We start from the raw sequence: 21,752 nt of genomic DNA, 5'->3' as shown, positions 1-21,752 counted from the left end.
GATCTCTTGTATTGTTTGCTAAAGAGATCTATCAATCAATTCAACGATGAAACACTCTATAATATCTCCTTTTCGTATATCCTGATAGTTGAGGAATGCCATACCACACTCCATACCAGACTGTACCTGAGAAACTTCATCCTTGAACCGTTTAAGCGTAGACAATTCTCCTTCGTGTACGATCCTGTTATCGCGCAACAGACGTACACCAGAACTACGTTCGACCCGTCCTTCAGTTATCAAACAGCCAGCTACTTTCCCAATTCTGGAAACATTGAATATCTCCAAAATTTCAGCATAACCGATAAAGGTTTCACGTCGCTCAGGTGCCAATAATCCAGATAATGTAGATTTCACATCATCTATAAGATCATAGATAATCGAATAATAGCGAATTTCTATCCCTTCGCGTTCAGCCATATCTCTAGCCTGTTTGTTAGCACGAACGTTAAATGCAAGAATTGGCATTTTAGATGCTACAGCTAATGTAACATCGGATTCTGTAATTCCACCTACACCAGAATGCATAACACGAGCCTGAACTTCATCAGTACCTAATTTTTCAAGTGAGGCTATTATAGCTTCAATAGAACCGTGTGTACTAGCTTTGACAACAAACTGGGCAACATCTAAACTTTTTATCTTTAAGTTGGTCATCATTTGCTCTAGTGATCCGCGTTGTCCAGCTTGTGCTGCCACGGCCAGTTCACGTGCTTTCCGCCGGCGATAATCTGAAACCTCACGGGCTCGAGCTTCATTTTCGACAACAATGATCTTCTCTCCTGCTGATGGAACGCCAGACAAACCGAGAACTTCCACAGGTGTAGAGGGCCCTGCCTTCTCTATCGATTCACTTTGATCATTAATTATAGCTCTCACTTTCCCCCATTCATTCCCTGCGATAATAATATCACTACGTTTAAGAGTTCCATGTTGAATGATCACCGCTATAACAGCACCCCGACCTTTTTCGAGTTTTGCCTCAATAATAATGCCTTCAGCATCACGATGAGGATTCGCTTTCAGTTCAAGTAGTTCTGATTGTAGTAAAATGGTATCTAGTAAAGAGGTTATACCACATCCAGTTTTTGCAGATATCTCAACATCCAATATTTCTCCCCCCATCTTCTCAACGAAGACCTCATGCTGAAGAAGTTCAGTGCGGACTTTGTCTGCATTTGCACCAGGAATATCCATTTTATTGATTGCAACAATCAAAGGAACGTTTGCAACTTTTGCATGATGAATGCTCTCAATAGTCTGAGGCATAATGCTATCATCTGCAGCAACTACTAAAATAGCTATATCAGTTACCTGTGTCCCACGGGCCCGCATCGCAGTAAAGGCTTCATGACCTGGTGTATCAATAAATGATAGGTTTTGTTCGCCATGTTTGATCTGATAAGCACCAATATTCTGTGTAATACTACCAGTTTCTCCTGACGCAACATTAGAAGAACGAATTCGATCCAATAAAGATGTTTTCCCATGATCTACATGGCCCATGATTGTAATCACGGGGGGCCTTGTTTCTAACTGATTATCAAAGTCTAAGTTTGCAACTAGGCTCTCTTCAATGTCAGATTCTGATACACGAACAACAGTATGACCCATTTCTTCTGCGATCAGCTGTGCCATATCCGCGTCGATAATGTCACCAGGCTTCAACATGTGTCCTTGTTGCATCAATAATTTAACAACCTCAACAGCACGTTCTGTCATACGACAGGCGAGCTCTTGAATCGTAATGGTATCAGGAATTGTTACTTCACGCATCACTTTTTCCCGAGGTCCGGAATTAATTTCTCGTCTCTGTTTTTCACGTTGTCTGCGTATGGATGCAAGAGAGCGTGAGCGGGTCGAATCGTCGTCCAAAGCGTTGCTCAGCGTGAGCTTGGTACGGCGATGACTACGACCTCGCGGACGCGTGGTTTTTTGTGTTTCTTGTTTTGGTTTGATAGAATCACGGAGACCCTGAGAACCAACTGTAGACTTCTTTTTCGGAACCTCAGTATCCACTGCAGCAGCAGCAATAGCTGAGGCATCGGCTGCAGCAATACGTGCTTTTTCTTCTTCTTCGGCTTTTCTATATTCCGCTTCTTTTTTTGACTTCAGTATCTTGACTTCTACCAAACGCTTCTTTTCTTCACGTTGTTTGTTTTGAGTTGCACTAGCCATAGACCGTTTTCTATCTTCTTTTTCACGTTCACGGCGTTCTACTTCTCTAATTTCCCTAACTTTAGATTCCTCCAAAGCACGGGTCCTTGCCTCTAGTTCACCTGCTGATAAATGCCCTACAATATTTCCAGGCGTATCTCCCAATTGTGTCTCTTGGTTATGGATATCAGACTTAGTCGATAAAAAGGGAGGCGCGTTTTTTTTCGGCGCAAAAACGGTCTTCTCATCACCTGGCTTGATAATGCGACGTTTCTTTGTTTCCACTACAACAGAGTTTGTTCGACCATGAGAGAAACTCTGTCTCACAGTACCGGATACTCCCCGACCACGGAGAGACAGAGTGCCTCGCTGTAGCGTACGCGTACACTTTTTCTTATCGTTACCTGATTTTGTATCGCTCATGACTGTCTTTACCCTCCTGACCATTTGGCGGGAAAATACCTTTCATTTTCTAAATATTATACCTTCTTATGAATTATCCTGTTTTGCATGAAATAGAGTAATCATATTTTGTTTAATAGCCTTTTCAAAAACTTTTGATAACATCAACTAATTAACACTATTCACGTACAAGTCCCAATTCCACAGACTGGAAGGTTTTGAAAAGAGCATGGAATCGGTCCAAAGAGAATTCTAAGAATATTAAATCGTGATCCTCTTTATTTCTTGATTCCATCAAGACTCTAAAGATGAGTACTAATGATTACAAAATTAACAGCTGTTTCTCTGCTTTCTTCATCTTCATGTAATTGTTTCTTTTCCTTCTATCTCTAGTGGATTAGAATTTGGGGGGGGTAACCATCCAACAGAGATGCGAGCTGACATAATCATTTCGTTAACTAATGCGCGTGTCAGATTAAATCCATCTAAAATTCCAGGATGATACTTTATTTCTCCATCCTTACGTTCATTCCAACCAATTAAATCATCGGCAACGCAACCAGCAAAATCTTCCAAAGATTTAATTGCCTCTCCGCTCTTACCAAGAGCTACCATCATGCTTGTTGTTATACCCGATATCGAACGCAACTCCTCGGATACGCCTAATTCCTTACGCTCTTCATTTAATTCTTCCTCTTTTCTTTCAATACATTCCCGCGCACGCGCCTGAAGTTCAGATGCCGTCTCATCATCAAACCCTTCAATGACTGCGATCTCATCTAATTCAACATAAGCGACTTCTTCAAGATCAGAAAAGCCTTCCGATGCCAATAGCTGAGCAACCATTTCATCCACATTTAACGATTTAACAAAAGTTCGCGTGTTCGCATTAAATTCCGCCTGACGGCGACTTGATTCTTCCTCTTCTGTCAAAATATCAATATCCCAACCTGTTAATTGAGATGCTAAACGCACATTTTGACCTCTTCGTCCAATTGCTAGGGATAACTGATCATCAGGAACAACAACTTCTATCCGTTCTTTTTCTTCATCTAGTACCACCTTCGACACCTCGGCAGGCTGTAAGGCATTGACAATGAAAGCGGCTGCATCTTCACGCCAAGGGATAATATCGATTTTCTCGCCCTGAAGTTCACTAACAACGGCCTGAACACGTGAACCACGCATGCCGACACAAGCACCTACAGGATCTATACTCGAATCATTTGAAATTACAGCAATCTTTGCCCGTGAACCTGGATCACGTGCCACTGAACGAATTTCAATAACTCCGTCATAAATCTCTGGCACTTCCATCTGAAAGAGCTTGACCATAAATTGAGGATGGGTACGGGAAAGAAATATTTGTGGACCACGCTGCTCCCTGCGTACATCATAAACATAAGCGCGGATTCGATCACCGTAACGATAACTTTCACGAGGAATCAGTTCATCTCTTCTAATGAGGCCTTCCCCCTTACCCAAATCTACAATGACATTACCATACTCAACTCGCTTAACAGTCCCATTAATAATATCAGAGATTCGATCTTTGTATTCTTCAAACTGCCGATCACGCTCGGCCTCTCTAACTTTTTGAACAATCACCTGCTTAGCTAACTGAGCAGCAATACGGCCAAAATTCATAGGTGGTAGCAATTCATCTATATAACTACCTATTTTAGCAGTTTCATTTTTTTTCTTAGCTGAGATCAGATCAATTTGAGTATTAAGATCTTCTACAATTTCAACGACCTCTAGCAAGCGCTGCAATTTAATCTCACCATTCTTTTCGTTAACATCAACTCTAATGTTCGTCCCAATTCCATAACGTGCTTTTGCTGCCTTTTCGATAGCATCTGCCATGGCACAGATAACAATCTTACGATCAATGGACTTTTCTCGAGCAACAGCATCTGCAATTTGCATCAGTTCAATTTTATTGGCACTGACAACCATAGTGTTTCTCCATTATCCTTTATTCATTCAACGTTACCCATTGGGATTTTTTCTGACCTCAATCAAAAAAAATGCAGAATAGAGTCCGCTTAACTTTCACGATCAGCTTCATTTGCTTTACGTAACGCTTTCTCACGTTGGAACGATTCGGTGATCAAGGAATCGGTAAAAACAAGACGCGCGCGAGCAATTGATTCGATAGGCAGTGTGACCTTTCCATGCTCTTTGTCCAAACCATTGATTATATTAATCACTACATGATTTTCTTTTAATCCAACGATGGTTCCAAAAAATATTTTTCTTCCAAAAAGAAAATATTCTGTCTCAATTTCCGCATCATATCCAACCCATCTCTCAAAATCACTTTTTCGAACAAGAGGCCTATCAATGCCTGGAGAAGAAATTTCCAGATTGTAAGCATATGGTAATGGATCTTCGATATCCAGAAACGACGATAAGACGTTTGATAACTTTTCACAATCTTCTATCGACATTGTGCCATCAAGTTTCTCAGCCATGATCTGAAGCGTTTTTCCATTGTGATCAAAGAGATTTACTTTTACCAATCTAAACTCTTCACAATTTAATATAGGCATAATCAAAGAAGAAATAAGCTTCTCAAGCCCTTTCTCAATAATAATCCTGTCATCAGGATATTTGAAATCTATGCCACTCAATTTGAGAAACCATTCATCATTACATTATTACATTACGATTTAAGCATAAAAACTAATCAGAACCGACAAGAGCAGGTTCCATTTGAAACCACTATAGAAAACGCTCTGGATTTAGCAAGATTTTAGGGTTTCTCTTCAAGAGAAAAGGAGATGCGATATAAGGAGTTCCCATAAATGAAAATAACCATAATTCTTCCTGACATTGAATGGGAAAAAGCTGATTCTCAGAGATCGCTTATCCTTAGTCCTAAAGAAGTCTACTTCTCACATACCACTTTCAACGGACCAAGGTCAAGGCACATGACAAGCGCAGTGACTTTAAGCAATTCACGAGAACTATCTTCGTATTGATGATAATAAGGACGGGATCCAACTGCCTGAAAACCAGTCTTTCTGTACATTTTTATGGCCGGCTGATTGCTATCATCCACTTCAAGAAATACCTGAGAAATCCGGTTAGCTTGTAATTGCCGAATGGATTGGCGTATCAAAAGACTACCAATACCTAAACGGTGTATAAAGGGGTCAACGGCTACCGATAAGATAGCAGACGCAGACTCTAGAGCTTTGGAACGAAAAATAATGAAACCGACGACAGGTTTATCACCACCTCCTATCTCACGAGCGACCAGTATACTGATTTCTTTCTGTTGCAACAAACTATCAATTTCAGAAACGGACCAACCTTTATCAAATCCCAAAGCATGAATTTCTGCTATTCTCTCATTATCTCCAATCACACTTGGCATCACGAAAAACTCTTTAGAAGATCTCCAAAATGAAATCACTGATAGCTACTCGACCTTTTAAATTATAAATTTTGACGGCTAGCATCTGGCGCCCTTAAGTAAAGAGGGCGCAAGGGAAGATCCATAGAAAGATGAAGAGAGGCAAATTCAACTGCGGATGAGATAGGAGGTGAGACGAGTTCGTTAACAACAGTGAGCGATTGAGAAGAGTGCAAGTCTCTCTTTTTAAACCCCTCTCGAAAGGCAATTCGACTACCTGATCCAGCAAGGCCAATGGGACTGTTATCCGTTGGTGTTAAAACACTAACAACAGAATCCAAAACATCCTTGATAAGGACAATACGAGGATCGCATAGAGGATTCCGTCGTTTATCAAATACCTGTAGCCATATTTCAGAACGTTTTGCATCAAGTAAAACAGCAAGAGGATACTTTCCTTTATCATAACAAGAAAAAGCCTGAAATACTGATACGCCTGAACTTGTTATCCCTAACCCTAAAGCCAGCCCTCGAGCTGTTGCCAAACCAACTCGCAGACCGGTAAAAGATCCTGGACCAGTAATGCAGACAACATGGTTGACTGAGTTCCAGGAATACCCTGTCTTAATAAGGACTTCTTCCAAAAGAGGAATGATAGATTCAGTGTGCCAATGCCGATGGCCTATTTTTTCGCTTTTCTCGATAAGAATAGTCGATTCTTGACGGTCAAATAGAGCCACAGAACAAAAAAAACCAGAAGTATCAATCGCTAGCAACATATAATAAGAGTATCCATAGAGCTCAACTTTCTATAATAATGAGCTTTGGTAAAAATTGTTATTGAACGGCCTCAACCCTTTCTACTTCAGGAATGAAGTGCTTCAAAAGATTTTGAATACCATGCTGTAGTGTTGCTGTTGATGATGGGCAACCGGCACAGGCTCCCCGCATACGCAGAAAAACATGACCGTCCTTATATCCATAAAATGTAATATCCCCACCATCCTGAGCTACAGCAGGACGAACACGAGTTTCAAGTAATTCCTTAATGGTTGCAACAATCTCTTCACTTCCTTCTTCAACGAATGTTTCAACGTCTGAAAATTCCTCTTTCTGAGGATAGATCACAGGGATGCCCGTCATGAAATGTTCCATAATAGCACCAAGGATAGCAGGTTTAAGATTTTGCCAATCAATAGAATCTGATTTGGTCACAGTGATAAAATCAAATCCGAAAAAGACACCGGTTACATTATCGATTCTGAACAGTGTTTCTGCCAGTGCAGAACGATGAGCAGCATCTTCAGCGCATGTAAATTCAAAAGGTCCATTCCGAGAAACGGTCTTACCAGGCAAAAATTTCAATGTCGCCGGGTTGGGTGTGGCTTCTGTTTGAATAAACATAAATGTGAACTTTCTTTAAAAGATATTTGATTTGAGATTAAGATTTTAATACTATAAAATCAAGATAGTTAAAAATTTTTAAGATGTGTTTGCTTATACAAATTCTATTTTCCCCTGCTGTAAGAATCATGAAGACAAGAAGATCAATGCGTACGGCTGATTCTGTACAATCACTGGTGCATTCAGGGGTCGAATCAACCGCCGCAAGAACCTTAAGACGGTCTAACCATCTCTTAATACAGTAAAAAAGTTCTAATCACGTGCACCGACAAAACCAACAATTTCTTTGACATCTGCTAATGTTTCCTTTGCCAATCCCCTTGCTCTTTCAGCACCGTTAATTAAAATCTTGTCAATTTCGGTAGATTCCTGCTGTAATCTTCGTATTTCCTTAGCAATTGGTCCTATTTTTTCAACAATTAGTTCAACCAATACAGGTTTAAATCTGGAAAAATGACTACCAGCAAATTGTTTTAACACTTCAATTCTAGTGGTATCTGCTAGCGCAGCATAAAGCTCCACTAAATTTTTAGCTTCCGGGCGACCTTTCAAACCGATCAACTCTCCAGGCAACCCATCCATGTCTGTCTTTGCTTTACGGATTTTTTTCTCGATTGTATCTTCATCATCAGTCATGAGGATCCGGGAAAAATCAGAAGGATCAGATTTTGACATTTTTTGGGTCCCATCACGTAAGCTCATAACCTTGCTCCCTCTTCTTCCGATCATTGGTTTTATCAATGGAAAATAACCATTAACGATCTCATCACCAACCTGAAATGGTTGGCCTAATCCAAGATGGTTAATATGTTCACAGTAATCATTGTTGAACTTTTGTGCGATATCACGAGTTAGTTCTAAATGCTGTTTCTGGTCCTCTCCCACAGGTACATGTGTTGCACGGTAAGTTAAAATATCAGATACCATAAGGGTTGGATAGATTAACAAACCGACCGATATCCCTTCCTGTTTCTTTCTACTTTTCTCCTTAAACTGTGTCATTCGTGATAACCAACTCATCCGGGCGACACAATTGAAAATCCAGGCTAGTTCTAAATGCTCCTGAACCCGTGACTGATTGAATAATATATGTTTTTGGGGATCAATACCACAAGCTAAAAACGCTGCGGTTACTTTGCGAGTGTTATGAGCTAGCTTCTGAGGTTCCTGAACTTGGTCAGTGATAGCATGAAGGTCAACAACACAATAAATACAATTATAGCTTTTCTGCAACTCAACAAACCGTTTCATAGCACCTAAATAATTCCCAATATGAAGAGTGCCAGTCGGTTGAATACCGGAAAAAACACGATCAGAGATTTCAGTCATTTTATTTCCTTGACTTCAAGATCAGGCCATAGACGTCCTCGAAAACATCTCTCTTCATCGTTTTTTGAAAAGGACATTAAATTGATAGCGATCAAGACCACCTAATAGAAAAGCCACCCCCAAAAAGCTAGTCATAGCTGTAATGATGGTGACAGAGATTGCCAAAAGTTGAAAAGAAATCTTGGAACCAAGAAACCAATCTTCCATCCCATTCCGACAGGCAATAACCGGATGGATCATGACAAAAGTTGAAAAAAAAAGTACGACCAACCGTCTCAATGTTATCCTATTAGGTTTAAAATGTCCCCGATACCAAAGCGTTCCGGATAAGAATACACAATTGATCCACGCCGACATAGATGTTGCTAGTGCAACTGCTACATGCCCCAAATGAGGAAAGAGAGCCAAACTGAAAACAACATTTGAGAACACCATCACAACAGAATAAACAAATGGCGTTTTCATATCCTCACGGGCAAAAGAAGCAGACTGGAATACCTTTAACATGACATAGGCAGGAAGGCCAGATGCAAAAGCTGCCAATGCTAGAGCGGTTTTTTCCCTGTCTATGCTATTAAAGGCTCCTCGTTCATAAAGTAGGCTTACAATCTCATCTGGTAAGAGAATGAGACCAACGGTCGCCGGCAAAGTGAGCGCCCATACAAATTGCAAGGATCGATTTTGCAAATTTTCTACTTCATTTTGGTCACCGGCCTGAAGCGCACGCGATAATTCGGGCAATAAAACAACACCAACAGCAACTCCTATCACTCCTAAGGGAAACTGATTGATCCTATCCGCAAAATTCAGTAAAGCAGTTCCACCATCTTGGCCAGTAGCAATGATCGTTCCGATCATCAAGTTAATTTGTAAAACACCGCCGGTCAGCAATCCTGGCCCCATAGATCCCAGGAATCGCTTTACCGACGGTGTTAAACGTGGCAGTGAAAATCTCAGCCCCATACCTTCACGATACAAGGCTAAAGCCAATATGAAAAGTTGAGTAAAACCGGATACAAAAACACCCCACGCCATAGCCAATCCCGTCGTTTTCATCTCAAGATCAAAGACCAGAGCATATGTTAGAATAACTATAAGTATAATATTGAGCAGAATCGGGACAGCAGCTGTAAGAAAATAATACCTCAATGCATTCAAAATACCGGAAAACATTGCAACAAGCGACATGCAAAAAAGGTAAGGAAACATTATGCGTGTCATCGTTATAGATAAGTCTAGTTTATGCGGCCACTTGTTAAAACCCGGTGCTACTAAATGAGTCACCAAAAATGGCATGAAAATGATAGCAACAATAGTTATTATGAACAACCAAGTAGTAAGAACAGAAAAAATTTCATTCGCAAAGAGCTGTGCAGCCTTCGGTCCCCTTTTCTCTACTTCTTTTGAAAAAAGTGGTATAAAGACAATATTAAAAGCACCTTCTGCAAATAAACGGCGAAATAAATTAGGAAAGCGAAAGCAAGTGTAAAAAACATCCGCAACCGGCCCAGTACCCAATATCAAAGCAACGATAGATTCACGCACGAAACCAAGCATACGGCTGGTCATCGTCGCACTACCAACAGAGGCAAATTTTTTAAGAAGACCATTGCTCATACGGAGAGTCTTTATATTTTTAACTTCCTTTATCCATGAGTCGTAAGTCACTTTATCGATGATCCTTCGTCTTGAATTCCCTCTAACATCGCCATTAGTTTCAATCGGATTGAAACTAATTTCTGAGGACTCTTTATTTTTTTTCTATAACAATCAGTAATATAAAATGTATCGATCATTTTTTCACCCAACGAGAAATGAGCGATAGTGTTAATGATATGGAGCAAAAGACCTGGCCTGTCTAAAGACTCTATTTCGATCACGGTGAAATAATCAGACAATGGATTATTGATTTGAATCATGGAAGGAATCGAGAAAACCTGTATCCATTGCTTTGCAGTTGTCTGTTTTTCTATAAGTTTGGAAATTTGAATCATCTTGCCACCTTTATGAGCTTGTCTTTTCTCATCTAGTGATCTTTCAAAGATCCGCTTGATAACAGCTCTCCCATCTTTTTTGGTAAATATCTGATCATTCATAATAGTCGCTCTCACAACAATATAGTATCCAGTAATAGTTGATAATAGTCGGGAATGGTCTGGTGAAATCTTTAATTTTGTGCTTCGCCATATGTATCGCATACGTTCGTCCAGACCTATGAGTCTCACGAATGAATTACGTAGAATAGTCAGTAAGTAATTTTCATGATGAAGTGCTAAGAACAGATGCAATGGCCTCTTCATACCAATCTGAGAATTCTTTCCTTAATTCTTCAAGAACTTTAATCCCCCTTTTATTACGGTATTACGGGGAGGGGTGCCAGTCAGATCAGGCTCTGTTTCGTCTCAGTAATTGACCTTTTCATCCATTCCAGATTCCATGTATCAGGGCAGGGCCTGCAACAGATAGTTAGCAGGGCTTTCATTCTATCTATCTTTTTCATCATTTCTGCAAATTAGATGAAAGATGATTGCCGACTAACCAACAAGCGACCAATTCTGTTTGTGATTGTTGAAATCCAAGACTCGGGAAAAGATGATGTTCAGCTCTAGCAATCGAGTGGTCAACTGCTTTTCCCTTAGCAATGAGAGCTACATAAAATACAGTACGATCCTGTGGAGGGGTCATTATTTGATTAGCAAGGGGGTGTTTTTCATAGTCCTCTCCGTGCTCAAGTTGTGATAACATACCAATAGACCTTAACAAAGGCTCATCATAATAATGGTACATCTGCATCATCGCTACGATGTTACAAAACTCTGGAAGAAATCGGCTCCAAACACCACACTCATTCATCTTATGCAGAGTGGATTCCGGTTTCCTACGAGAAGTTAAGATAGAGACAAAGGAGTCCGTAAGATCTGGATCTTAACGGAGTGTCTGGTCAATTCAATGAATTTCAGTGATCGAGGGGCCAATTGAAAAACATTAAGGTAAAACAATAACTGATTTTATTCTGCTAGCTTTTTTGATCAGGTTTAGGGAAGCACGCTTAAATACATTCGAATCAAGTGGAATAAGAAGACTATTGATATAAAAAATTGATCAGTCCCTCGAATCGTATGCTAAAATAGGATGACGAGATCAAGATTCTTGAGCGGGTTCATCTTCAAGACTCGCACACAAAATTCTAGTTAGATCTCCAACATCGTTGGCAATCAAAAAATAATGGTTCATAAATCGTTCAACAGGAATCAAACCAGGACGGTTTTTATAGCCCAGACGCTCAGCTAATATCGGCTGCAAGTTAAACGAAAGTCGCTCTTGGGCTTTTCCAGTCAAGAAGTGCAAATGGCATCGAACAGCCCAAAGAAAGTCATGCGCTTTAGTAAAACGCCTAAATTCAGGGACCGAAAAAACCTCTTCTTTCTGCAAATCTGCCCAAGTATGAACTCGATAATAGTATTTTGAGATCCAAAAAAGTGTATGAAGATCGCGCAAACCTCCTTTTCCATTTTTTACATTCGGTTCAACAAGATAACTTGAACTTCCTGCTTTAGCGTGTCTAACATCCCGCTCATTTAGCTTGGAAGCAATGAATTCTTTAGCTGTCCCAGAGACAACTTCATCATCAAAACGATCAATAAGCTGTTTGAAGAGTTTCATCTCTCCACACAGGTATCGTCCTTCGAGGATAGCGGTACGAATCATCATATCATCTAAAGCCAGTTTGATAGACTCACTTAATGTTCGTATTGCATAACCCACTTTATAGCCAAGATCCCACAACATATAGAGCATGTATTCAATGATTTTTTGAACAAAAAGCGTTTCTTTATAGGGTAATAGAAATAGCAAATCGAGGTCAGAACTGGGCGCTAACGTACCACGACCATAACCACCAACAGTGAGAATCGCCATTCGTTCATCATTGGATAACTGAGGATTGGGAAAGACATGAGAGGCAGCGAAATCATAAAGACACCGGATAATTTCATCCTGAAGGTGAGCAATTCTTATTGCACAGGCCGCACCTTTCCCATCAGCCAATAACATTGCTTCGGCTTTTTGACGTCCTGATGTTGAGGCCTTTTTCAAAATCATCAGTACTTGAGAGCGGATAAAAGAAGTATTATGATCAAGGTTATTATTGGCTACTACTGATCTTAAACTTTGCCTTAAATCGGCACCATCAACTAGTCCGAATAGAAGATCAACATTAGACATTAACTAACACTGCCTGTATTTGATGCTTTAAGTATATCCTGTTTTTGTATAGTTGATCAAAAATAGATTGACTAGCAGGTTCTTTTTGAGAGTTCAGTGGAACTGATTTTATGTTTTTACCTCTAATCAGGATCAGAGGCTTCTGTTACGCTCTCTATTCTTAAGTTTTCAAAACAATCTTCATCGCTAAGACAGCGTTGGGAGTTAAGAACTCAGTTTAAAGACGTCTTAATCCAACACAATCAACGGCATGATCAATCCCTTTATGTAAGACTAAATCAGCTCTTAAGCGAGTCGGTAATATATTTTCATTCAAATTAACGAGATTAATACGTTGCCAAAGATCAAGAGCAATGGTACAAGCATCGCTTTGAGAAAATTCACTATAACGGTGAAAAAAAGATTCCGAATTCCGGAATGCAGTTTTGTACAATCGCATAAATCTCTCAACATACCACCTCTCGATATTCTCGGCATCAGCATCTATGTAGATCGAAAAATCGAAATAATCGGATACAAAAGGAACAGAATTGCCAGCTTTGGGCAAATCGTTAACCTGCAAAACATTAATACCTTCGAAAATAAGGATATCAGGACGATCAATAGTTACCACTTCATCAGGAATGATATCATAAATCAGATGGGAATAAACTGGTGCATTAACTCGACGCTGGCCAGCTTTAATCTGGGAAAGAAATTCAAGAATACGACGACGATCAAAACTTTCTGGAAAACCTTTACGATTCATCAAATTATTGTTACGCAAAACAGCGTTTGAATATAAAAAACTATCTGTCGTAATCAAATCAACTTTCGGACTTGCTGGCCAGCGAGTTAGCAATTCTCGTAAAATACGAGCTGTTGTTGATTTACCGACAGCGACAGAACCAGCAATGCCTATAATAAAAGGTGTTTTTTGGTCTTTCAAGTTCAGGAAACGATTGCGTTGTTTAAATAAACCCAAAGCAGCTTCTACATGTGAGGCTAGCAGACGTGATAAAGATAAATAAATATTACGCACTTCGTCAAGATTAATGGGGTCATTCAGTGACCGTAGCCGGTAAACTTCTTCTTGTGTTAAGGTAAGTGGTGTATCGGCCCGAAAGGACGCCCATTCCTGAGCATCAAAAAACAGATAGGGTGAGGGTGAGGCCCCATTCTGTTGGATCTTACACTTCATTCTTTCTAACACCACGGCCGAACTATTTTAGCAATTGACGAGAGTCTTTTTCAGCAAGGCCGGCCATCCTTGACATCGAGACAAGGAATAATACGAACTTTCAAACTCATACTCATGGTTGACTCCATAACAGATTCAGAGCTCTCTACGCTTTAATACGAGAGCACAGCTAGTATCTTTGAATCCAATATAGTCAGCCTTTCTATATCTTTTATAGATGCCAACGCCAACCCTCTAGATGCAATAATCGGCATTGAACTTTGTTGAGCTCAAGACAATGTTTGTTGCCAAATGTGTTCTAGCTAATATGAGGAATTTTGATCATGGCAACTACGTCAACTGTAATTCATCCTAGACCTTCACAATTATTTTTTCTATGCCCCGACGGGCCATTTTCTAAGAAAAGGAGTCTTGGATTCTATCACTTTCCTGTTGAGAACAGAAATCATCTCTGGCAAAGCATCGAGGCCTGACATAAATACCGAGTTGATTACCTAGTGCTTTGTTTAAAGCTTTTCCTAAAATAATTTAGCAATCTTCTACCATTTGTGTTGCTCTCTAAGATCGCTTTGAGACGACAGATTATATCGCTCCTGGCACCTTTTTAAACAGGATTTACTTTGAACCATTCAGTCCATTGTTTAAATTTCGTTTGATCAAAAACTTATAAACAATTTTTCTACTTTCCAGTATGATATTTTTAACTAATCTAGATGAGTTGAATTGCTACCTGTTTTGAATTCCGCTATCAAAGCCAAAGCAGAAATCAGTCAATAATTTATTACGATTAACTAATCTAAGTAGTTTGGAGTTCATCCTTGAAGCAAACACAGGAAAACAATGGTTCTTTTTCGATTCATTCGACGACTATCATTATGGTGCGAAAAGGGGGTAAAGTGGTAATTGCTGGTGATGGCCAAGCATCGATCGGACAGACTATTATCAAGTCAAATTCTCGAAAAGTACGAAGCCTCGGTAAGGGTGATGTGATTTGTGGATTTGCAGGATCGACGGCTGATGCTTTTACACTTTTGGAACGATTGGAAACTAAGCTAGAACAATATTCTGGTCAACTAATGCGTGCCTGTGTAGAGCTTGCTAAAGATTGGAGGACAGACCGTTATTTAAGAAGATTAGAAGCGATGATGCTAGTCAGTGACAAAAAAGTAAGCCTTTGCTTAACTGGAGCGGGCGATGTGTTTGAACCTGAAGGTGGAATCATGGCGATTGGTTCCGGTGGCAATTATGCGCTAGCTGCCTCGCGTGCACTCTACGATACAGATGAGGATGCCGAAAATATTGCAAAAAAAGCGATGTCTATAGCCGCTGATATATGTGTTTATACTAATAATAATCTAATCATCGAAACGCTGATTGAAACATAATCTTATTGTATGATGAGAATTTACAGATCGACTTGCATACTGAAGAAAAAAATGGAAAGGTTATCTTTTGTCTCTTTTTGTCTCTTTTTTTTTCTGTCATTCTTTTTGTTATTTTGGTAACTATCCTTCTTTAACTCGGCTAGGTGCTGCATGATATTATTGATATCAAAAAAAAGGAAAGCATGCTTTCTGACTCTAATGATTGATTGTGCATTGGTATGGGTATGATATGGGTTCTGTACATAACTACACTAGGGTAGCCTACTTCTGATGAAAAATTACTTAATGGTAAGAATATGACGAATTTTTCCCCTCGCGAAATCGTATCCGAACTTGACCGTTTCATTATTGGACAAAACGGTGCTAAGCGTGCCGTAGCTGTTGCCATGCGTAATCGCTGGCGTAGACAGCAGTTGGAAAGTCCAATGAAGGAAGAGGTTATGCCAAAAAATATTTTGATGATCGGGCCTACCGGTGTTGGAAAAACAGAAATTTCACGCCGTTTGGCTAAGCTCGCACAAGCTCCTTTCATTAAAATTGAAGCAACAAAATTTACAGAAGTTGGTTATGTCGGTCGTGATGTTGAACAAATTATTCGTGATCTCATTGAGATTGCAATTGGGTTGGTTCGAGAAAAGAAACGAGAACAAGTTAAAGCAAAAGCCCGCTATGCAGCAGAAAATCGTGTACTCGATGCGGTGCTCGGAGCTGATGCAACCCCTTCTACCCGTTCGATCGCCATCAAGCAATTTCGTGACGGCGAACTTGATCACAAAGAAATTGAGATCGAAATTACCGATACAGGGTCTCCTGTAGGAGGCATTGACATACCTGGAATGCCAGGCGGATCAGTCGGTATGATTGATCTTGGTGAAATGATGTCTAAAGCCATGGGAGGGAAAACAAAAAAACACAAAGCTTCAGTTAAAAAATCTTATGAAATCTTAATCAATGAAGAATCTGATAAGCTGCTCGATGATGAACAGTTAATTTCAGAGGCGATAGAAAGTACTGAAAATAACGGTATCGTATTTATTGATGAAATTGATAAAATTGCGATTTCTGAAAATGTGCGTGGGGGTTCAGTCTCACGCGAAGGTGTTCAACGTGACCTTCTGCCTCTCGTCGAAGGTACGACAGTAGCAACTAAACATGGAGCAGTGAAAACTGATCACATTTTGTTTGTTGCCTCAGGTGCTTTCCATGTCTCCAAACCTTCTGATTTATTACCAGAACTTCAGGGTCGCCTCCCTATTCGTGTGGAGTTGCGTGCCCTAACCAAAGAGGATTTTATACGGATTCTTACAGAAACTGAAGCGAGTCTGATTAAGCAATATGTGGCCTTGATGGGAACAGAAGATCTGACTCTGAGTTTTACTGAGGAAGCAATTGATGCTCTGGCTGATATTGCTGTCAGTTTGAATTCAGCAATTGAAAATATCGGTGCACGCCGGTTGCAAACGGTTATGGAAAAGGTTCTAGATAAGCTTTCATTTGATGCCCCAGATAAAGGAGGAGAATGTATTAAGATAACCGCTGATTATGTTCGTAGCAATCTCGGTGATCTAGCACAAAATACTGATTTATCACGTTACGTTTTGTAAATGTTTAGTTTATTCTTCTTGGCATTTTGATTGATCGAGATAGCATCGTTCGTTCTTTACATAATGCCTCATTTTTTTATTTTTTCTGCTTTTCTTTTTCTGATTCCCTTTTCTACAGAATTAGGTGCAGAGAATACTGAGATCGTTGTATTACCAGGAAATCGTAATGTCCAACAGCCCCCAATACCATCTGGTTCATATAAGAGAACTCGGTTAAGTGGAGTTACTTTTGAGAGCAAATATAAAAAAATAAGACATCTCCTCGCCAAAGAAAAACAGCTAATATCTAAGATCAAAAAAGTCTCATGTATATATGATCTTGATCCAATTCATATAATTGGTGCTTTAGTCGGTGAACATACTTACAATGTTGATGCAAGAGATCATCTTCAAAGCTATTATGTCAAAGCGTTAGCATATCTGAATCAGAATCTTTCTTTTAGACATAAAAATATTCTTATTAGTAAATTTATTACTCGGCCATCTTTTAAAAAATGCCTTAAATATCAAAGAAACTATGATTTGTGGACTTGTCGGGAAATCGTCTGGAATCAAAATTACCGAGGTAAAACTATAGATGGTGAAATCTGGCCAGATGAATCGTTTAGCCGAGTTTTTTTTCGGCCTTTTTTTGCTGGTCAAACATTCGGGTTAGGTCAACTGAATCCTCTTACTGCACTAAAAGTGAACGATTTAGTGCGTTCTCGTTCACCTCAAGAACCTCAGTTATCTGTAGATCAGGCCCCAAGAATCTACAATACAATCATCAATCCAGATTCTACACTCCTTTATATGGCAGCTATACTACGCCATTCCATCGATGTTTATCGTGACATAGCAGCCTTCGATATTTCTCACAATCCAGGACTTACAGCAACACTCTACAATTTAGGAAATGTTACAGTACGAGCTCAAGAATTACGCAAACACAATCGTGGAAAGAGGTCTTCTGGTTCGAGAACACGGTTGCCACAAGAAAATTATTATGGCTGGTTCATTAATGAAAAAGAAGATGAACTACGATCTTTACTATGAACGCTTTCCCTGTTTCAGGAGAATAAAAAATGAATTTCTGTTAATTGGTTTGAATTCGATCAGACAGGATGCTTTCTACCTTAGGTAATAGCTTATGCCGACGAATCCGAACATAGAATGCTCCTTGACCACCATGACAAGAATGGGCATTTTTGTAGCCATTCACAATTGGTAAAAATGACTTAAGGTTGAGCCAGATTGGCACCATTTGACGCAAAATGCCTGAACCGAGACGCCCTTTACCTGTACCTGTAATCACAAGAACGAAATGATGATTACATTTTTGGGCGTTTATCAAAAAACTATGAAGTGCATTTTTCGCATCTTCTTGTGTCATACCATGTAAATCTAGACGTGCATTTATTGATATGTGACCTTTAGAAATTTTGCGAAGGATCGATCTCTCAATAAAGTCATGATCTTTAGAGCAATAATAATTTGGCTTCTGTTTTTCTTTATTCTTTTGATTTTGGATTTGATTCGCTTGCCATGATTGTTCTGTTCTTCTGATCGCAAGGGACGATTTGACCATTATTTCTTTTTCTTTCAGCAAGGCTGTCATATCATCCATTAAATAACAATTTGATTCTCTAGTTTTCAAAGACGTTGTAGTATCCGTGATCTGTTTCCACAGATGATATTCCTGATCTGTTAATTCACGTTTAACCATATCTTGCTGAACTGACTATAAAATATGCAGATGCTTTAATACAATAACACATCTTAACATGAAGTCTAATTGTGAATATCTGAAAATTGGAGATCAAAGAACAAGACTTGACTCAGATCCTTCGCAGTTATTTCCAATAAGAGTCATAATTAAAGTGAATGATCCACACTGATTGAAAACTATTTATTTTAAATTCCTGTGGTTAATTTTGTTTTTACTGAGTATAATTTTTTCTTTAATTCAAGAAGCTTTCTGATTGGGCTTTGACCTCTTGCCAGTGAGCGAATTGAGAAGGGAAATAGGAACTCCAATGACAGCTTTATCTGGCAGAAATCAGTCAGTAAGAGAGCAACCGCTTTCTCCTCATCTATCAGTTTATAAACCTATTCCCACTATGGTGATGTCGATTCTCCACCGTATAACAGGGGTGGCTCTATATTTTAGTGCACCGTTTATAGTTTCTTGGATTGTGGCTGTGGCCAGTGGGCCCTCTTTATTTAAGACTGCTAATGGGTTTTTCTGCTCCTTGATTGGTCAGTTTATCTTATTTATATACAGTTGGACTTTGATTCATCACATGATTGGTGGTATCAAACATCTAATACAAGATACGGGTGTTGCACTAGGAAGGAGTGTTAGTACAAAAGTGGCAAGGTTACATATTCCTACATCCATAGCATTGACTACTTTAGTCTGGGTTCTATCTGATGCTAGAATCACTGGTTTTGGTCTATGAATACACAATCCGATTTTTCATGAGGTTCTAGGATGTGGTTAACTAAAGGAGGAACAGGGCATTTTTGCCGTCAGCGTCTGACAGCTATAGCTAATGTTCCCTTGATTCTATTTTTTCTATTGACTCTTATTAGGTTAAATGGTGCGAGTTACGAACAAACAGTCTCTTACCTTTCTCAGCCTTTAGTTACTTTCTTGATGCTGCTGTTTCTTGGCTCTAGCATCTACCACATGAAGCTTGGGATGCAGATTATTATTGAGGATTACGTTCATGGTTATATAAGGAAACTTTTGACCGTTTTAAATATCTCATTCTGTATTATTTTAGCCTTTTCTGGCAGCTTGGCAATGGTAAGACTCACTTTTGAAGGTTAATGATCTGTGTCTAGACCAATCAAATCGCGGAAAGATAAAAAACCACCGTCTAATACTTCCTATTCTATTGTTGATCATACGATAGATATATGCGTTATTGGTGCAGGTGGTTCTGGTTTGCGCGCAACACTCAGTGCAGCTCAAGCGGGATTGAAAACAGCCTGCATCACTAAAGTCTTCCCTACCCGCTCTCATACAGTCGCTGCTCAGGGAGGGATTGCTGCATCTTTAGGGAATATGGGGGCAGATAACTGGCAATGGCACATGTATGATACAGTCAAGGGTTCTGACTGGCTTGGTGATCAAGACGCTATCGAATATCTCTGCCGTGAAGCTCCCAATGCTGTTTATGAACTTGACCACTTCGGAGTTCCCTTTTCTCGTACCAAAGAGGGAAAAATATATCAACGTCCATTTGGTGGTATGACCACAGAATTTGGTGAAGGACCACCAGCCCAACGGACCTGTTCGGCTGCCGATCGGACAGGCCATGCTATGCTACAGACACTGTATGGCCAAAGCTTGAAATATAATACGGAATTTTATATAGAATATTTTGCGATCGATCTAATTATGGAAAATGGTTGTTGTCGAGGAGTTATTGCAATCGATTTAGCAACTGGAAAACTGCATTCTTTTCGTTCTCATAAAGTGATTTTAGCAACTGGCGGTTATGGGCGTGCTTATTTCTCCTGTACATCAGCTCACACTTGCACTGGTGATGGCAACGCTATGGTTTTGCGTGCTGGGTTACCACTTCAGGATATGGAATTTGTTCAGTTTCACCCTACTGGCATCTATGGTTCGGGTTGTCTTGTTACAGAAGGTTCACGTGGAGAAGGCGGTTATTTGGTCAATTCACAAGGCGAACGGTTTATGGAACGCTATGCTCCTTCTGCGAAAGATCTCGCTTCTCGTGATGTAGTTTCTCGCTCTATGACAATGGAAATTCGTGAAGGTCGAGGATTAGGATCACAAAGAGATCATCTTCACCTTCGCCTGGATCACCTTGATCATAAGCTGATAACTGAACGCTTACCTGGTATTTCAGAATCAGCCCGTATTTTTGCTGGTGTTGATATTACTAGAGATCCTATTCCTGTGATTCCAACCGTTCATTATAATATGGGTGGTATACCGACCAATTATCATGGGGAAGTGTTAACCAAAGTTGATGGTAATCCAGATTGTGTAGTTCCTGGTTTGATGGCTGTAGGGGAGGCTGCCTGTGTTTCTGTTCATGGTGCAAACCGTCTTGGTTCCAATTCTCTCATTGATTTGTTGGTTTTTGGTCGCGCTGCAGGTATCCGATGTGCGGAAACAATTAAACCTGGTATCAATCATGGACCGCTCCCAGCTAATGCTAGTGATTTGGCAATAGCTCGTCTTGACTATTTTCGCTACGCAAGTGGCCATACGCCTACAGCAAAGTTACGGAACGAGATGCAGATCACCATGCAATCGAACTGTGGTGTTTTCCGAACCTCCGAAATTCTTGATAAAGGACACAAAAAAATTCATGAGGTCTGGAAAAAGTGTGGAGACATTGCTGCTGTCAACGATACCGGTATGATTTGGAATACGGATTTAATCGAAACACTTGAATTTGATAATTTGATCTCACAGGCTGTTGTCACGATGGATTCTGCACAAAATAGAAAGGAATCTCGTGGAGCTCATGCCCATGAAAATTATCCTGAACGGGACGATAAAAACTGGATGCATCACACTCTAGCTTTTGTCAATATAGACAAAAAATCTGTCACACTTGATACTCGTCCTGTACATACAGAAACACTGAGTGGCGAAGTGAGTTATATAAAACCCAAATTACGTGTGTATTAGATAATTCTTGAGATGATGAGCTTATAATATAGAGGAGATGTAT

Annotated in this window: 19 protein-coding genes; 6 read left to right on the top strand and 13 right to left on the bottom strand. The window is 39.8% G+C overall.

From position 1 onward, the window contains the following. Nucleotides 1–18: 18 nt before the first annotated feature. From infB to coaA, 12 genes are all read right to left on the bottom strand, one after another. A complete protein-coding gene (gene infB / locus AAGD37_RS00710) occupies nucleotides 19–2,580 on the bottom strand; it encodes a translation initiation factor IF-2 (RefSeq protein ID WP_341760380.1) in 2,562 nt (853 codons plus the stop codon). 339 nt (nucleotides 2,581–2,919) lie between these two features. Continuing rightward, nucleotides 2,920–4,518, bottom strand: a complete 1,599-nt coding sequence (gene nusA, locus AAGD37_RS00705; protein WP_341760379.1) for a transcription termination factor NusA — start codon at nucleotides 4,516–4,518, stop codon at nucleotides 2,920–2,922. An 89-nt stretch (nucleotides 4,519–4,607) separates the two neighbouring features. Next, nucleotides 4,608–5,114: a ribosome maturation factor RimP gene (rimP, locus tag AAGD37_RS00700; protein WP_341760624.1), complete on the bottom strand. Its 507-nt coding sequence runs from the start codon at nucleotides 5,112–5,114 to the stop codon at nucleotides 4,608–4,610. A 338-nt stretch (nucleotides 5,115–5,452) separates the two neighbouring features. Further along, a complete protein-coding gene (locus AAGD37_RS00695; RefSeq protein ID WP_341760378.1) occupies nucleotides 5,453–5,944 on the bottom strand; it encodes an N-acetyltransferase in 492 nt (163 codons plus the stop codon). A 62-nt stretch (nucleotides 5,945–6,006) separates the two neighbouring features. Then, nucleotides 6,007–6,702 (bottom strand): tRNA (adenosine(37)-N6)-threonylcarbamoyltransferase complex dimerization subunit type 1 TsaB, encoded by a 696-nt coding sequence (gene tsaB, locus AAGD37_RS00690; RefSeq protein WP_341760377.1) that lies wholly within the window; start codon nucleotides 6,700–6,702, stop codon nucleotides 6,007–6,009. 58 nt (nucleotides 6,703–6,760) lie between these two features. After that, the gene (locus AAGD37_RS00685) at nucleotides 6,761–7,327 is read right to left on the bottom strand and encodes a NifU family protein (RefSeq protein WP_341760376.1); all 567 of its coding nucleotides are present in this window, start codon (nucleotides 7,325–7,327) and stop codon (nucleotides 6,761–6,763) included. Nucleotides 7,328–7,579: 252 nt separating this feature from the next. After that, complete coding sequence (gene trpS, locus AAGD37_RS00680; RefSeq protein ID WP_341760375.1) at nucleotides 7,580–8,656, bottom strand: tryptophan--tRNA ligase; 1,077 nt, start codon at nucleotides 8,654–8,656, stop codon at nucleotides 7,580–7,582. 54 nt (nucleotides 8,657–8,710) lie between these two features. Then, complete coding sequence (murJ, locus tag AAGD37_RS00675; RefSeq protein ID WP_341760374.1) at nucleotides 8,711–10,273, bottom strand: murein biosynthesis integral membrane protein MurJ; 1,563 nt, start codon at nucleotides 10,271–10,273, stop codon at nucleotides 8,711–8,713. A gap of 47 nt (nucleotides 10,274–10,320) precedes the next feature. Then, nucleotides 10,321–10,854 carry a hypothetical protein gene (locus tag AAGD37_RS00670; protein WP_341760373.1) on the bottom strand — a complete coding sequence of 178 codons (534 nt, stop codon included), beginning with the start codon at nucleotides 10,852–10,854 and terminating at the stop codon, nucleotides 10,321–10,323. 301 nt (nucleotides 10,855–11,155) lie between these two features. After that, nucleotides 11,156–11,509, bottom strand: a complete 354-nt coding sequence (locus AAGD37_RS00665) for a hypothetical protein (RefSeq protein WP_341760372.1) — start codon at nucleotides 11,507–11,509, stop codon at nucleotides 11,156–11,158. A gap of 288 nt (nucleotides 11,510–11,797) precedes the next feature. Then, complete coding sequence (locus AAGD37_RS00660; RefSeq protein WP_341760371.1) at nucleotides 11,798–12,880, bottom strand: nucleotidyltransferase domain-containing protein; 1,083 nt, start codon at nucleotides 12,878–12,880, stop codon at nucleotides 11,798–11,800. Nucleotides 12,881–13,097: 217 nt separating this feature from the next. Beyond that, a complete protein-coding gene (gene coaA / locus AAGD37_RS00655; RefSeq protein WP_341760370.1) occupies nucleotides 13,098–14,060 on the bottom strand; it encodes a type I pantothenate kinase in 963 nt (320 codons plus the stop codon). A gap of 875 nt (nucleotides 14,061–14,935) precedes the next feature. Here coaA and hslV point away from each other — a divergent pair. The 3 genes from hslV to AAGD37_RS00640 all read left to right on the top strand — a co-directional run bounded on the left by hslV (nucleotide 14,936) and on the right by AAGD37_RS00640 (nucleotide 18,084). Further along, complete coding sequence (hslV, locus tag AAGD37_RS00650) at nucleotides 14,936–15,445, top strand: ATP-dependent protease subunit HslV (protein WP_341760623.1); 510 nt, start codon at nucleotides 14,936–14,938, stop codon at nucleotides 15,443–15,445. A 296-nt stretch (nucleotides 15,446–15,741) separates the two neighbouring features. Next, nucleotides 15,742–17,049 carry an ATP-dependent protease ATPase subunit HslU gene (hslU, locus tag AAGD37_RS00645; protein WP_341760369.1) on the top strand — a complete coding sequence of 436 codons (1,308 nt, stop codon included), beginning with the start codon at nucleotides 15,742–15,744 and terminating at the stop codon, nucleotides 17,047–17,049. Between the two features lie 63 nt (nucleotides 17,050–17,112). Next, nucleotides 17,113–18,084, top strand: coding sequence for a DUF1402 family protein (locus AAGD37_RS00640; RefSeq protein ID WP_341760368.1), 972 nt, complete (start codon nucleotides 17,113–17,115; stop codon nucleotides 18,082–18,084). Between the two features lie 40 nt (nucleotides 18,085–18,124). Here AAGD37_RS00640 and AAGD37_RS00635 read toward each other — a convergent pair whose 3' ends face one another. Further along, nucleotides 18,125–18,754: a Smr/MutS family protein gene (locus AAGD37_RS00635; protein ID WP_341760367.1), complete on the bottom strand. Its 630-nt coding sequence runs from the start codon at nucleotides 18,752–18,754 to the stop codon at nucleotides 18,125–18,127. Between the two features lie 310 nt (nucleotides 18,755–19,064). On the opposite strand from AAGD37_RS00635, the gene sdhC reads away from it, so the two are divergent. Genes sdhC through sdhA form a run of 3 tightly spaced genes read left to right on the top strand, consistent with a single transcriptional unit; the run spans nucleotide 19,065 to nucleotide 21,709 of the window. Continuing rightward, on the top strand, nucleotides 19,065–19,490 hold the full coding sequence (gene sdhC, locus AAGD37_RS00630) for a succinate dehydrogenase, cytochrome b556 subunit (protein ID WP_341760366.1): 426 nt from the start codon (nucleotides 19,065–19,067) through the stop codon (nucleotides 19,488–19,490). Between the two features lie 32 nt (nucleotides 19,491–19,522). Further along, the gene (sdhD, locus tag AAGD37_RS00625) at nucleotides 19,523–19,864 is read left to right on the top strand and encodes a succinate dehydrogenase, hydrophobic membrane anchor protein (protein WP_341760365.1); all 342 of its coding nucleotides are present in this window, start codon (nucleotides 19,523–19,525) and stop codon (nucleotides 19,862–19,864) included. 6 nt (nucleotides 19,865–19,870) lie between these two features. Further along, a complete protein-coding gene (gene sdhA / locus AAGD37_RS00620) occupies nucleotides 19,871–21,709 on the top strand; it encodes a succinate dehydrogenase flavoprotein subunit (protein WP_424945448.1) in 1,839 nt (612 codons plus the stop codon). The last annotated feature ends 43 nt before the right edge of the window (nucleotides 21,710–21,752 follow it).

The sequence above is a fragment of the Candidatus Endowatersipora endosymbiont of Watersipora subatra genome (assembly GCF_964026585.1).
GTDB lineage: Bacteria > Pseudomonadota > Alphaproteobacteria > Rhizobiales > Rhizobiaceae > Pseudahrensia.
This window is presented reverse-complemented; position numbering and strand designations above follow the sequence as displayed.